The organism is Pseudomonas sp. RC10 (assembly GCF_038397775.1).
GTDB classification, from domain to species: domain Bacteria; phylum Pseudomonadota; class Gammaproteobacteria; order Pseudomonadales; family Pseudomonadaceae; genus Aquipseudomonas; species Aquipseudomonas bambusae.
On the sequence record NZ_CP151650.1, the window covers coordinates 1,238,905 to 1,253,777 of the forward strand.

The following is a 14,873-nucleotide window of genomic DNA, read 5'->3' on the forward strand; positions in this document are numbered from 1 at the left end:
GTTTCTCTGGATTTTTTTGAACATGGATTTTCGCCACCTGCTTTTTCTGGCGCGCCAGCCTTCGGCCGCGCTGACCCCTCGTGACCGTTTCTGCGGTCTTCCCAAGCGCGGCTTGGCGCTGGTTCTGGCCAACGCGTTGTTCTGGCAACCGCTCTGGGCACAGGCCCAGGGCATCGTGGGCGGTCCCGGCCAGCAACAGGCGGGCAACGGCGTGCCCATCGTCAACATCGCCGCGCCCAACGCGCAGGGCCTTTCCCACAATCAGTTTCGGGACTACAACGTGGGCCCCGAGGGGCTGATCCTCAACAACGCCACCGGCCCGATCCAGTCCACGCAACTGGGCGGGCAGATTCTGGGCAACCCCAATCTGCGCGGACAAGCCGCCGGGGTCATCCTCAACGAAGTCACCGGCAGTCACCCGAGCCAGTTGCGTGGCGCCACGGAAGTCGCCGGGCAAGCAGCCCATGTCATCGTCGCCAACCCCCACGGCATCACGTGCAGCGGTTGCGGTTTCATCAACACACCGCGCGCGACGTTGACCACAGGCACGCCGGTGATCGAAGGCGGCACTGTCGGACGCTTTCAGGTCGAACAGGGCGAAGTCGCGGTGGACGGCGCGGGGCTGGACGCAACGGCGGTGGACCGCTTCGACATCATCGCCCGCTCCGTGAAGATCAACGCGCAGATCAACGCCCGCGAACTCAACGTCGTGGCCGGTCGCAATCGAGTCGATGCGCAAAGTCTGGACGCCCAGGCGCTGCCCGACGATGGCAGTGAAAAGCCGCAGGTCGCCATTGACTCCTCGGCGCTGGGCGGGATGTACGCCAACACCATTCGATTGGTGGGCACCGAAGCCGGGGTCGGCGTCCGTCTGGCAGGCGATGTGGCCGCCAGCGCCGGGGATCTGCACCTGGACGTGAACGGCCATCTGACCTTGGCCAACGCCTCGGCGGCGTCGGCGATTCGCGTGCAAGCCCAGGACGTGGCCCTCGAAGGCGAGCGGGTCAACGCGCCTATCGTCGAGATTCGCAGTGCCGGGGAAGTGACGAATCACAGCACACTCACCGCGCGCGACCGGATCGCAATCACCGCCCAGAAGCTTAAAAACGAAAGCGACATCCGCGCCACCGATGTTGCCGTCAACAGCAAAACGCTCACCAATCGCAAGACCCTCGCGGCCGAGCGCGCCCTGACGGTCAATGCAGAGCGCGTTGACAACCAAGGCGGCACGTTACGCGGTCAGCAGATCGGAGTCGTGAGCCGCGACCGTCTCGACAACCGGGGTGGGGTGATTGCGGGCAGTCAGGTCTCGGTGTCGACCGCGCTGCTGGACAACGGGCGACTGGGCGAGGCCGCCGGGCAACTGACGAGTCTGGTCGATGACCTCGTGCTGTCCGTCGATACGCTGCTCAATCAGGCCGGTTCGATCTTCGCCAAGGGCGCGCTGCGTTTCGAGGGCTCGACCTTCGACAACCGCGAGGGTCAGGTCGCGGGTGGAACGCTGGACCTGAAGGTTGGCGAACTCTTGCTGAATCAACGGGGGATTATCGAAGCCAACGGCGATTTTAGCCTGCGCGCCGCCGCACTCGACAACAGCGGCGGAATGATCAACGGCCTGGGCGACAGCCATCTTGCGCTGGGTTCGGTGACGGCGCTGGGTGTTGTGCAATTCGCAGGCACGTCCCGCTTCGACGCCGAACACGATCTCACGTTGAATGCCGGAGAGCGCCTGTTCAGTGGCAATGGCTTGGCGCTGTCGGCCGCACGCTTGAACAACGCAGGCGAGATTCTGAGCGACGGCGATCTCAACCTCGCGTTCCTTGGGGACCTGCGCAACAGCGGCCTGATTCAGACGCTGCAACGCCTGACCCTGTCCGCTAGCGATTTGCAGCAGACCGGTGGCCGCCTCGCCAGCGCGGGAGACGCGACGCTCACGCTCAGCGGTCTGCTCAATAACCTCGGTGTCCTGACCGCCAGCCAAAGCCTGCGGATCAACGCTGCGCAAATCGACAACCACGGCACCCTCGGCGCTCAGGGCGCGGTGACGCTTCAGGCGCAAACCGGCATCACCAACCACGCTGACAGCCTGCTGTTCAGCGGCGGCGACATGGCCTTGTTCGGTCCGCGCTTCAGCAATCTGTATGGCGACGTCTACAGCCAGGGAGACCTCCATTTCAGGGGGCTGGACGGCGGTTTTGCGGAGGCGTTCAGCAACCGCTCCGGCACGGTTGAAAGCGAAGGCAATCTCTCGCTCAAAGCGCGACTGGTGGAAAACGCCAAGGCCGAATTCGAACTGGGACGCGAGCTGGTGGCCGGTGACCTGGACTGGGTCTGCGGCCAGCACTGCGGCGGCCACGACAGTTTCAAGCGCGGCCTGATCACGATTCTGCAAACCTGGATCGAGCGCGCCATCGAGGATTCGGCATCGGCGCGTTTGGTTGCCGGGCAATCGATGAACATCGAGGCTGATCGGGTCGAAAACCGCTACAGCCTGATGGCCGCGAATGCGGATCTCACCATCACGGCACAGCACCTGCTCAACCTCGGCGCGAGTGCCCGCATCGGCGAAAACATCACGCAGATCGGCACGCCAGGACAGATCGACACCGCGTACTGGGACCAGATGGAGTTCATCGACATTCCTGCGTTCAAGGCCGCATTGGCTGCCGGAAATTTCGATCTGGCGTGGTTCGAACTGCTCAAGTCACGCTCCGGCGACGACCGATTCGAAGAACTGAGCAACATCATCGAATGGCGCGACAGCGGCGAGACCTACGCTGCGATGCTGCAATCGGGCGGCAAGATGACGCTCAACGTCGCCCACAGCGTGCAGAACGGTACGGTCCGGGAAAACACCCTTGCGCAGTTGACCGGGCAGGTCGGCGACGACGCGCTGGGTGCCGTGGACATCGATTTGAGCAAGCGCGTTGCGGATGGCGACGTACTCAATACAGCAGGTTTCGACCCGACCTCGGCCAGCGGTTTTCGCCTGCCTCAAGGTGACTACGGTCTGTTCATCAAGAGCCAGGACCCGAGCGCCCGGTATCTGGTGGAGCGCAACCCGAACCTCACCGACCTCGGCCAGTTTCTCGGTTCCGATTACCTGCTCGGCCTGCTGGGCTACAGCGCGGACGGGGCGTGGCGTCGACTGGGCGACGGGTTTTACGAGTCGCGTTTGATTCGTGACGCAGTGGTGGCGCGCACCGGTCAGCGCTTTCTCTCGGATGACCTGACCAGCGATGAAGCGCAGTTTCGCCACCTGATGAACAACGCCGCCGCGAGTCAGGAAGCGTTGAAGCTGAGTATGGGCGTGGGGCTGTCTGTCGAGCAGGTCGCTGCGCTCACGACCGACATCGTCTGGATGGAAAACCGCGTTGTCGATGGCCAGACCGTGCTGGTGCCGGTGCTGTACCTGGCGGATGCCGAGAAGCGCAATGTGCGTGGCAACGCGCTGATTCAGGGACGCGACGTTGAGTTGCTCAGCGGCGGTGATTTGCTGAACACCGGCACGTTAAGAGGCCAGGAAAATCTTGCCGCGAGGGCCGGTGGCAGCCTCTACCAAGGTGGGCTTGTCGAAGCGGGCGAGCACCTGACGCTGCTGGCTCAGGACAGTATCCGCAATGCCTTGGCCGGAGAAATCCGTGGCAGCGACGTCAGCCTCTTGGCCATCAGCGGCGACATCGTCAACGACCGCACCGCGATTCAGGTTCGCGACGGCGCGGGGATGCGCACGGTCATTGACGGACCAGGCGTCATTCAAGCCAACGCTGGCCTGTCGTTGATCGCGGGGCAAGACATCAGCAACCGGGGCACGATTCGGGCGGGCACCGATGCGAGTCTTCATGCCGGTCGCGACATCAACCTGCTCGCCACGGTCAGCGCGCGTGAGCGACATGACCTCGCGGACCGCGGCCATCGCTACACCGTCCGCACCGACATCGAAAACCTCACCTCCACGCTCCAATCGGGCGGCCACCTCAACCTGACCGCTGGGCGCGACATCAACGTCGTCGCCAGCCAGGCCAACGCCGCCAACGACCTGACCCTCACCGCCGGTCGCGACATCACGGTTGCTTCCGCCGCCGACGTCCATAGCGTGGAAACCCGCAGCAAGGACGGCCACACACGCATCACCGAACGCGACGAGCGTCAGACCCAGGTCGGCAGCCTGCTGCTCGCCGGTCAGGACGTTCGCTCTACCGCTGCTCGCGACACCACGCTGATCGCCAGCCAGATAGAAGCGGGGCGCGACGTCCAGATTCACAGCGGTGGACGGCTCGACCTGATCGCCGCGCAAAACAGCACATCGACCCTGTACGACATGCAGGAGAACGGCGGCTGGGGCGCCAAGAAAAGCCAGCGCGACGAAGTCACCAACGTCACCCACGTCGGCAGCGGCATCAAGGCGGGTGGCAACCTCAGCCTCGTCAGCGGCGGCGACCAGCGCTACCAGCAGGCAACGCTCGACGCAGGCGGCAACCTGACCCTCGACAGCGGCGGGGCGGTGACCTTCGAAGCGGTCAAGGACCTGCAGCAGGAAAGCCACGCCAAGAGCAAAAGCGATCTCGCCTGGTTCAGCATGAAAGGCGAGGGCCGCACTGACGAAACCCTTCGCCAGAGCGAGCTGACCGCCAAAGGCGCAGTGGTCATCAACGCCGTGCAGGGCCTCAAGATCGATGTGCAACACGTCGATCGGCAAACCGTCGGTCAGACCATCGACGCGATGGTGGCGGCCGACCCGCAACTGGCCTGGCTCAAAGCGGCCGAGGCGCGCGGGGATGTGGATTGGCGGCAGGTGGCCGAGATCCACGAGTCGTTCAAGTACGACAACTCGGGGCTGGGGCCTGCGGCGCAGATTGCCATTGCGATTCTGATGGCATGGGCGGTGGGGCCTGCTGCGTTTGCTGCCGTTGCCGAAGCTGGCGCTGCCGCGAGTGTTGCTGCAGCCGCAAGTGCCGTCGCGACCAGTGCCAGTACGACGGCCGCTGTTTCGGCCGTAAACAATCGCGGCAACCTCGGCGCAGTGTTCAAGGACGTCACGTCCTCCGACAGTCTCAAAAACTATGCCGTCGCGGGCCTTACCGCTGGCCTGACGTCCGGGTTGTTCAACGAGTGGACCGGCACTCACACCGACCCCGTCACCGGGAAGGTCACCGGCCCCGCCCTCAACACTTGGCAAGGCATCGGCCAGTTCGCCGCCAATCAATCCCTGCAAAACGTCACCTCCGCCGCGCTCGCCAAGGCACTGGGGCAGGGCGGGAACGTCAGCGACGGTCTCAAGAGCGCGCTGTTCAACACCCTCGCTGCTGCCAGTTTCAACCTCGTCGGCGACTACACCACCGGCGCCCTCGAAACCGGCAGCGCCAGCAAAATCGCTATCCACGCCATGGTCGGCGGCCTGCTGGCCAAAGCCACCGGCGGCGACTTCAAAACGGGAGCCCTCGCCGCTGGCGCCAACGAAGCCCTCGTCGGCCACCTCGACGGCCTCGTCCAGGGCAATGAGGCGCTGCTGACCCTCAGCAGCCAAATGATCGGCCTCCTCGCCGCCGCCGCCCAAAAAGACACCGACGCCGAAAAACTCCAGCAAGGGGTTTGGGTGGCGAAGAACGCGACGGAGTACAACTACCTCCTGCACAAAGACCTGGAGGCCATGCGCGGCGAACTGGCCACCAGCAAAACCGACGCTGAAAAGCGCCAGATTCACGAGAAATACGCGCAGCAGAACGAAGACAAAAACGCCGCGCTTGCCAACCTCTGCAAAACCTCGCCAGACACCTGCCGACAGATCTCCGCACAGCTCGAAGCCGACGACCCGAAGCTCCAAGCCCTGGCCAAAGAGCTTTACGCCCAAGGCGAAATCAAGGAAGGCACCATCATCGCGGCGTTCTTCCAACAGGAGAACCTGACCGCAAGGCTGGAAATCGCCAGCGAACTCGGCGCGATCAAAAACGGAGAAGGCAGCCGGTTCTGGAACGAACTGGGCGCGGTGATGCTGGGGGCCGGGGGTGGAAGCTCGACGGCGAAGCCCGGCAAGACGAATGATGGCCGGGCTGACGCTTCGGGCGGGGCACACCGAGATACCTCGCGACCTGTTAATGACGGCTTCGATTCTCATCATTGCCCGGCACATGCGTGCTACTCCGGCGCTCCCATCAGTAAGTGGGATGGTCCCGCTATTAAGATGGACCCACGTGACCATGTGCAAACAGCGAGTTTCGGTAATTCGGCAGATGCAAAGGCGTATCGAGCGCAGCAACAAAAATTAATAGAGTCTGGGCGAGTGAAAGAAGCCATTGAAATGGATGTTGCTGATATTAGGGAGAAGTTCGGATCGAAATATGACGACGCAATTAAGCAAATGGAGGCTTATGCTGATAAGCTTGATGCTAGCAGTTTCATAAAGGGTAGGTAGGATGGAGTTCTTTTATTCCGATCAAAACTTGCTCACGGCTTTTGATGCAGGTTTGACACGTGATGAAGTCAGGCAAGCTTTGGGATGGCCATCGAAGGTGCTTCCTAAGACTCCGTTTAATAAGAATGAAGTTGATGTATTTGGCGCAGCTATGATGAGAGTTTGGTATGACGAGAAATGGACAGTAGAAGAAGTTGAGTTGTATTCGCCCGCTGCTTCGCTTGTCTACCGAGGGGAGCAGGTTCTCGGAGTTAGCATGGGATGTCTCAAGTTGGCGCTGTCGAGCATTGGCGAAGAATGGATAATAAGCGAAAGCGATGAGTGCCTTACAATTGCGGGAGGGAGGATTAAATTTACTGTTCCCGATGTCGCTGAGGATGCATTGAGTACTATCGTGCGAGCAGTCTGTATTTCAATAACTCCATGACGCGAGTCGCTGTGGAATAAAAGTGGCACAGTTATTGTAGGGTGACGTAGTGACTTGCCCTAATGTTCTCCGTGATGCATTACATCGGAGTGACGCAGTCATAATGGCCTGCTTCTAAAGCCGCGTTAAAGTGGACGTTGAAGCAGTGCTGGTCGGGTGCTGCTGTCGGGGGAAGTAAGAACTTGTAGATAGGGCGTTTGAGGCTGTTGTCAAGTATGAATTTTATCTTTTCAAGGGGGGGAGCACGCTAACAACAAGGCACGGACGCAGCACCAACGAATACTAAAACGTTAAAAAACATTAAGGATCGATGTGAAAAAATTAATCGCTGTTCTCTTCTGCGCGCTCGTACTCACCGGCTGCGCCGGGCAGAAATTCTCGGCTGAGCACCGAGCGCAAATCAAAACGGTGAAAGTGCTTCCCGTCCAATGGCAACCTGGCAACATCAGTTATTTCGGTCGTGCCCAAAATACCGGAATGGCGTTCGGCGGTGCATTGGGGGTTGCCGTCGCAAATATGCTTTCAACGTCCCCACAAGCGGAGATCGTCGAAATGGTCGATAACGAGAAAATCGATCTGGGTGAGCTTGTGAAACAGCATTTTGTTGCGGAGCTGGCCAAGAACTCTTCGTTCAAAGTGGTGGACGATGACACGACTGCCGATGCAAACATTCAGCTGACGGTTGACCACTGGGGGTTTCATATATCCCATGGTTTCAGCAGCGTGATTTATCCGGTGGTCAGAATAAACGCCGTAATGAAACGTGGAACGGAGCGCGTCTGGCAGCATGCCGAAGGCGTATCGCCATTCACTGCCGGAAATGATCATGGTTATGAGCCGGACAAACTCGGCACTGACGCCGAAATCTCACGCTTGGCGCTCGACAAGGTCAGCGAACTGGCAAGTCAATCGCTGGCGAAAGAGCTGTTGTAACGCACTCATATGAAGGGGCCAGTCATTCAAACACCGGCCCCACCGCCCCTCACTCCGCCCCTTCATCCCGCAAGAACACCAACTTGTCCGCCGTCGACAGTTCCTTCGCGTAGCGATACCCCTGCACATCGAACTCCTTCAGTTGTTCAGGCTTTCCAATGCGTTCGGAGATGACGAAACGGCTCATCATGCCGCGGGCTTTTTTGGCGTAGAAGCTGATGATTTTGTATTGGCCGTTTTTCTGGTCGCGGAATTCGGTGTCGATGACGCGGGCTTTGAGGGTCGGGCGTTTGACGGCGGAGAAGTATTCGTTGGAGGCGAGGTTGAGCAGGACGTCGTCGCCCTGTTCGGCCAGCGCTTCGTTGAGCCATTCGCTGATGCGGTTGCCCCAGAACGCGTAGAGGTCTTTGCCGCGGCTGTTGGGCAGTTTGGTGCCCATTTCCAAGCGATACGGCTGCATCAGGTCCAGCGGGCGCAGTAGGCCGTAGAGGCCGGAAAGCATGCGCAGGTGTTGCTGGGCGTAGTCGAGGTCGGCGTCGGCGAGGGTTTCGGCGTCGAGGCCGGTGTAGACGTCGCCTTTGAACGCGAGGATAGCCGGCTTGGCGTTCTTCGGTGTGAATGCCGGGGTCCAACTGCCAAAGCGGGCGGCGTTAAGGCCCGAGAGTTTGTCGGACAGGTGCATCAGCTCGCCGATCTGTGCCGGGCTGAGTTCGCGCAGCTGGGTGATCAATTCCTGGGAATGATCCAGGTATTGCGGCTGGGTGAAGCGCTCAGTCGTCGGCGGCGTTTCAAAATCGAGGGTTTTCGCTGGGGAAATCACCATCAGCATGCGGTCGTCTCCTTTAATCGTGGGGGCGATTCTAGGGGTTGCGGGCGGAGGACTCCAGCTATGGTCGTGATAGGCCGCATCGGTGGGGGGGATTTTCTGTGGGAGCGAATTCATTCGCGAAAAAGGGTACAGGCGATAAAGGGGCGTCGGCAGTACCACCTATCGCGAATGATTTCGCTCCCACCGGGGTTCACGGCAGGCCCGAAAGCGGGGTATCAAACAGAATGCCGGGCCACTCAAATCCGCTATAGTGCCTCGCCGGTTTCGGCTTCTTCGTTCAAGGATTGGGAGCACGTCGTTTTGCGCATGTTGTTATTGATCGGCGCCTGCTTGTTGGGCCTGAATGCCCAAGCGGCGACCGGGGATATCGCGACGATGGATCGCAGTGTCTGGCCCGAGGTGTTGGAAACACCACAGTTATTCGATGTGGCGTCCCGTGCCGAGATCCTGAGTTTCGCCCATCAGTTGCTGGAAAGTGAAAACCTCAGCGACGTTCAATTGGCGGATCGGCTAGGGCTGCGGCAGCTCAACCTGGCGTCGATGAACCTGATCCGCAACCGGATGTGGATACGCCTGTTCGAAAACTGGAAGGCCGCCGAGCAATCCTGTGAGGCCGATGCGTCGTTCTGCGTGTTGGTCGATGACGTGCCGATGCTGCGTCAGCGTGCGGCGGAATACAAAGTCGCCGACGATTCCTTCTATGCCCGCTGGGCAGCGCCTGCCGATGCGTTCAACCAGCGCTACCTGAGCGAACTGTTGCGCATGGCCGCGCTTTTTCCTCAGACCAGCAGCGAGATCGAGCGCTACAACTCTGACGAGTTGAGTGGCGACGAGATGCCGGATCGCACCTTCCTGCTCAATTTCGAGAGCGGTCCGACAGTTGCTGATGGCGCCACCGACTGGCTCGCGGATTTCATGCGCCAGCAGAAGATCAACGCCACGTTCTTCGTACTCGGCAAGAACCTGCAAAACCGCATTGACAGCAGCTCACCCCAAGCGCTGCAAACCCTCTATCGCCAGCAATGCGTGGGTTTGCAGGGCTGGGAGTATCGCTCCCACGCGCACTGGAACGGCTGGCAGGATTCCATTGAGCGCAGCGCCGCGCTGGTCCAGCAAATGCTGCCGGACAACTTCGTGCCGCTGTTCCGTCCGCCCTACGGTCATCGTCGCGCCGACAGCGGGCAGTTTTTCCGCGACCAGCAGCTGCGAGTGTCGCTGTGGAACATCGACTCCCAGGACGCCACCGGTCGCATCAGCGTTGAACAAACCGCCAATCGCGTGCTGACCCTGATGCTGCTCTGGCGTCGTGGCAATGTCGTGTTCCATGACAGCACCGACAAGGCGCAGCAAGCGGTGCCTTGGTTGATGGCCAACACCGCGCAGACGGGAATTGTCTGGGAGGACTGTCATATCTATCCGCAGCAATTGTCGGACGAATCCGATCAGGACGAGCCCGAGGATGAGGATACCGACGAGCCTGCCGACGAGCCATCTGCGAATCAGACGCAGGAGTCCGCCGAACAAGCTGAAAAGCCCGAAACACAGGGAGAGTAGGGCGTTTTACGAGGGGCGCGGTGGGATTTTTCCGAGGATTTCTCGCCGACCGGACTTCCGACTGTAAACGCGTGAGGGGCATCCGCCAAGGGCTATTCGTCATGCTGTGAAATAAACTTCAAATTCCACTCAAAACGCTTTTTTATGTCATCGGTTTTGCGGTATTACGACAACAGACCGCCGAACCCTGCAACACAGGTGGCGTCCCCCAGACTCCACTTTGCGCAATTTCCTCCTGCCTCAAGGGGGAAGCCTCGGCGGCCTTTTCGTAGCGCGGCATCACTGTGTGTCGCGTTATCTGGCTACTACAAAGGTGAGCGAGTATGGATGACCACGGACGCACCCCTTCCTCTAACCAGCCAATCCTCTATGTGCTCGATACCAATGTATTGATTCACGATCCAAACGCTCTGCTGAATTTCGAAGAACACCACGTTGCAATCCCCATGACGGTCCTCGAAGAACTGGACAAGCTCAAGGCGGGCAAGCACTCGGTCGCCGCAGAATGCCGCCAGGCTATTCGGTTGATCGACAAGACACTCGGTGAAGCGACCCCGGAGGAGGTCGAACAAGGCGTACCGATCGATCGCGGTACAGGTGTATTCAAGGGTTATCTGTCCATCCTGATGAGCAAGCGCGAAGAGCCCAACAGCCTTCTGCCCGAGCACCTGAACGACAACATCATCATCAACCAACTCATCGACATGCACGCGCGCAGAAAGGAAGTGCGCATCGTGCTGGTCACCAAAGACATCAACATGCGCCTCAAGGCGCGCGCCTGCGGCATTGAGGCTGAGGATTACAGCACCGACCAGTTGGTCGACGACGTATCGATGCTGTCTCGTGGCTATCACACCATGACCGGCTCCTTCTGGGACCGCGTGAGCAAGGTCGACACCCGTCAGGATCACGGCCGGACCTGGCACAAAGTGCAGATGACCGAGCAGATCCCGGCGGTCCACATCAACGAGTTCATCATCGACGAGCAGGGTTTCGTCGGCTGGGTCAAAGGCGTCAAGCCTGATGAATTGCTGCTGCTGGACATGCACCAGGAACCCTTGCTGCATCAGGAAGCCTGGGGGCTGAAACCACGGGATATCTATCAAGGGCTGGCGCTGTTCGCGCTGCTCGATCCTGATATCCATCTGGTCAACCTGTCTGGCGCGGCGGGGTCGGGCAAGACCATTCTGGCGCTGGCGGCTGCCATCGAGCAGACCATGGTCAGCAAACGTTATCGCCGCATCATTGCCACGCGTAGCGTGCAGGGGCTCGACCAGGAGATCGGCTTCCTGCCCGGCACTGAGGCGGAAAAAATGGAGCCATGGCTCGGCGCGATCACCGACAACCTGGAAGCGCTGCACATGGATGACGAAAACACCCATGGCAGTGTCGATTACATCCTCAGCAAAGTGCCGTTACAGTTTAAATCCCTCAACTACATACGGGGTCGCAGTTTCCAGCAGAGCCTGATTCTGATCGACGAGTGCCAGAACCTGACGCCGCACCAGATGAAAACCATCATCACCCGTGCCGGTGCCGGTTCCAAGGTGGTCTGCCTGGGTAACCTGGCGCAGATCGACACCCCTTACCTGTCGGCCACGAGTTCCGGGCTGACCTACCTGACGGAGCGCTTCAAAGACTTCCCGAATGGCGTGCACATCACCCTGCAAGGGGTGCCTCGTTCTATCCTGGCGGAGTACGCAGAAAGCCATCTGTAAATAGCGTCGAGCTTTGAGTTTCAAGCTGCAGGTGTTGGTCCGGCGTAGGGCTAATGCTTGCAGCTTGTAGCTCGAAACTCGCGTCTTGCCGCTATAATGCGGGCTCCTGTCCAGGAGTCATCCCGTGCTTACTCATCTCGATTCCCAAGGTCGCGCCAACATGGTCGACGTCACTGAAAAGGCCGTGACGTCCCGTGAAGCCGTGGCTGAAGCGCGCGTGCGCATGCTGCCCGAAACCCTGCAAATGATCGTCGCCGGAGGCCATCCGAAAGGCGACGTGTTCGCCGTGGCGCGTATCGCCGGGATTCAGGCCGCTAAAAAAACCAGCGACTTGATCCCCCTCTGCCACCCGTTGATGCTCACCAGTGTGAAGGTCGAGCTGAACGCCGAAGGCGCGGACATCGTTCACATCGTTGCCCGCTGCAAGCTCTCCGGTCAGACCGGCGTAGAAATGGAAGCCCTGACGGCGGCCAGCGTCGCGGCGCTGACGATCTACGATATGTGCAAAGCCGTGGATCGCGGCATGGTCATCGAACACGTTCGGTTGCTGGAAAAGCTCGGCGGCAAGAGCGGGCATTTCGTGGCCGATGAGACGGTGGGCGCGTAATGAGCATTCATGTGCAGGTCCAATATTTTGCCCGGTTTCGCGAGACGCTCGGCACCGAAAGCGAAACCCTCGAAGGCGAGTTCGCCACCATTGACGCAGTGCGTCAGCATTTACTGCAACGCGGCGGTGTGTGGGACGTATTGAGCGAGCAAAGCATCATGTGCGCGCGTAATCAGGAACTCTGTTCGTTGAATGAGCCGGTTGAACAGGGCGACGAAGTGGCGTTCTTCCCGACCGTCACCGGAGGCTGAACATGGCCATTCGAGTGCAGGCCGGTGCGTTCGATCCGGGCGCTGAGGTCAACGCCATGCACGACGCTGATGTGGGCGTCGGTGCGGTCGTGACGTTCGTCGGCTACGTGCGCGACTTCAATGACGGCCGCGAGGTGTCGGGGATGTTTCTGGAGCACTATCCAGGCATGACCGAGAAGGCGTTGGGCAAGATCACCGACGAAGCGCAGCAGCGCTGGCCGTTGCTCAAGATCGAGGTGCTGCATCGGGTCGGAGCGCTGGAGCCGGGCGAACCGATTGTATTCGTCGGCGTGGCCAGCGTGCATCGTCAAGCGGCATTTGAAGCCTGCGATTTCGTGATGGATTATCTCAAGACCCGCGCGCCGTTCTGGAAGAAGGAAAACACGTCGCAGGGCCCGCGCTGGGTGGAAGGGCGGGAGAGCGATCACCAGGCGGCGGATCGCTGGAAGTCACGTTGATTCACCGCTGGGCCCTGTAGGAGCCAGCTTGCTGGCGAATGCGTCAGGTCAGTCACATCATCGTTGATTGACACGACGTATTCGCCAGCAAGCTGGCTCCCACAGTTTAGCGGCCGTTATTCAGATTCGGCCGCAGGCTGTGCCTTTTGCTTGCGCACCACCGCTCTGAGCAACTCGGTCGGCGGCATTTCGCAGCTGATCTTGCGGCCCAGTTTCTCTTCGATGGACGGCAACTGGTACGAATCGTCCTCACCCGCGAAGCTGATCGACACACCGTCGGCGCCAGCACGGCCCGTACGGCCAATACGGTGCACGTAGTCGTCCGGCACTTCCGGCAGGGTGAAGTTGATCACGTGGCTGATGCCATCGATGTGAATGCCGCGACCGGCAACATCCGTGGCCACCAGCACGCGAATCTTGCCCTCGCGGAAACCTTCCAGCGTCTTGATCCGCTTGTGCTGCGGGACGTCGCCCGACAGCTGCGCAGCATTAACGCCGTCGCGCACCAGACGCTCTTCGATGCGGCGCACTTCGTCCTTTCGGTTGGCGAACACCATCACCCGCGACCAGCCGTTGTCGTTGATCAGGTTGTACAGCAGCTTGTATTTGTCGGCCGCAGCGACCGCGTAAATGTGCTGCTCAACGTTATCGCTGGCGACGTTCACGGATTCGATTTCGACAATGGCCGGGTCGGTGGTCCACTGCTTCGCCAGGTTCATGACGTCATCGGTGAAGGTCGCCGAGAACAGCAGTGTCTGGCGCTCGCCTTTGTGCGGTGTCTGACGAATGATCGAGCGGACTTGCGGGATGAAACCCATGTCCAGCATGCGGTCGGCTTCGTCGAGCACCATGACCTCGACCATGTCCAGGTGCACTTCGCCGCGCTGGTTGAAGTCCAGCAGACGGCCAGGGGTGGCAACCAGAATGTCGCAGTGACGGGCTTCAAGCTGCTTGAGCTGCTTGTCGAAGTCCATGCCACCCACGAAGGTCATGACGTTGAGGTCGGTGTATTTGGTCAGCGCGGCGGCGTCTTTCGCGATCTGTACCACCAGTTCACGGGTCGGCGCGATGATCAGCGCACGGGGTTCGCCCATGTAGCGTTCTTTTGGCGGCGGCGTCTGAGTCAACTGCGTGATGATCGAGATCAGGAACGCGGCGGTCTTGCCAGTGCCAGTCTGTGCGCGACCGATGGCGTCCTTGCCCTTGAGCGTGAAGCCCAGGACACCCGCCTGAATCGGCGTGCAGTAAGGGAAGCCCAGGTCCTGAATGGCGTGCATCAATTCTGGGGCGAGGGGGAAATCATGAAAGCGGGTCTTGCCATCTTGGGGTTCCACCACGAAATCTTCGATTTTCCATGGCACTGCGACAGGCTTGGGAGCGCGTTCACGGCGTGGACGCTCGGCCTTGGGACGTTGCGGAGTGGGCTCGTCGCTGGCGTGCGATGGCGCGGATGGCGCTACCGGTGTAGAGGCTTCCCGAAAAGCGCTTTCAGTCGGACTGGCGGAGGCGGGGAGAGGCGCAGCGGGCGCGAGCGGCCCAGCCTCGCTTTTACCGAACATTTTTTTAAGTGCTTTGAGCACGGTCATCTCATCGATTGATTAAGGAATGTACGCCGGGCAGTGTAATGCAAGAATCGGGCGCGGCGTAGTGCCATACCAAATTCGCCAGACAAAGGAAAGGATCA

The 14,873-nt window shown here is 60.1% G+C and carries 9 protein-coding genes and 1 pseudogene; 8 read left to right on the plus strand and 2 right to left on the minus strand.

Translation table 11 applies throughout. The features are described 5' to 3' along the window. Positions 1-22: 22 nt before the first annotated feature. The 3 genes from AAEO81_RS05615 (at position 23) to AAEO81_RS05625 (ending at position 7,772) form a co-directional block, all read left to right on the plus strand. Positions 23-6,412 (plus strand): DUF637 domain-containing protein, encoded by a 6,390-nt coding sequence (locus tag AAEO81_RS05615; RefSeq protein ID WP_341962181.1) that lies wholly within the window; start codon positions 23-25, stop codon positions 6,410-6,412. 1 nt (position 6,413) lies between these two features. After that, positions 6,414-6,839 (plus strand): hypothetical protein, encoded by a 426-nt coding sequence (locus tag AAEO81_RS05620; protein WP_341962182.1) that lies wholly within the window; start codon positions 6,414-6,416, stop codon positions 6,837-6,839. A gap of 312 nt (positions 6,840-7,151) precedes the next feature. Further along, complete coding sequence (locus AAEO81_RS05625; RefSeq protein WP_341962184.1) at positions 7,152-7,772, plus strand: hypothetical protein; 621 nt, start codon at positions 7,152-7,154, stop codon at positions 7,770-7,772. Between the two features lie 49 nt (positions 7,773-7,821). Here AAEO81_RS05625 and yaaA read toward each other — a convergent pair whose 3' ends face one another. Continuing rightward, positions 7,822-8,601 carry a peroxide stress protein YaaA gene (gene yaaA, locus AAEO81_RS05630; protein WP_341962185.1) on the minus strand — a complete coding sequence of 260 codons (780 nt, stop codon included), beginning with the start codon at positions 8,599-8,601 and terminating at the stop codon, positions 7,822-7,824. Positions 8,602-8,901: 300 nt separating this feature from the next. On the opposite strand from yaaA, the pseudogene AAEO81_RS05635 reads away from it, so the two are divergent. The 5 genes and pseudogenes from AAEO81_RS05635 to moaE all read left to right on the plus strand — a co-directional run. Next, positions 8,902-10,008, plus strand: a pseudogene (locus tag AAEO81_RS05635) (polysaccharide deacetylase family protein); the annotation flags it as partial. Positions 10,009-10,478: 470 nt separating this feature from the next. Beyond that, positions 10,479-11,873 carry a PhoH family protein gene (locus tag AAEO81_RS05640; protein ID WP_166596385.1) on the plus strand — a complete coding sequence of 465 codons (1,395 nt, stop codon included), beginning with the start codon at positions 10,479-10,481 and terminating at the stop codon, positions 11,871-11,873. Positions 11,874-11,997: 124 nt separating this feature from the next. Next, a complete protein-coding gene (gene moaC, locus AAEO81_RS05645; protein ID WP_341962187.1) occupies positions 11,998-12,480 on the plus strand; it encodes a cyclic pyranopterin monophosphate synthase MoaC in 483 nt (160 codons plus the stop codon). A 5-nt stretch (positions 12,481-12,485) separates the two neighbouring features. Beyond that, the gene (locus AAEO81_RS05650) at positions 12,486-12,731 is read left to right on the plus strand and encodes a MoaD/ThiS family protein (RefSeq protein ID WP_341964471.1); all 246 of its coding nucleotides are present in this window, start codon (positions 12,486-12,488) and stop codon (positions 12,729-12,731) included. 2 nt (positions 12,732-12,733) lie between these two features. Continuing rightward, positions 12,734-13,189, plus strand: coding sequence for a molybdopterin synthase catalytic subunit MoaE (moaE, locus tag AAEO81_RS05655; protein WP_341962188.1), 456 nt, complete (start codon positions 12,734-12,736; stop codon positions 13,187-13,189). Between the two features lie 116 nt (positions 13,190-13,305). On the opposite strand, the gene rhlB is transcribed toward moaE, so the two are convergent. Continuing rightward, entirely contained in the window at positions 13,306-14,775 is a 1,470-nt protein-coding gene (gene rhlB, locus AAEO81_RS05660) for an ATP-dependent RNA helicase RhlB (RefSeq protein WP_341962189.1), read from the minus strand. Positions 14,776-14,873: the final 98 nt, after the last annotated feature.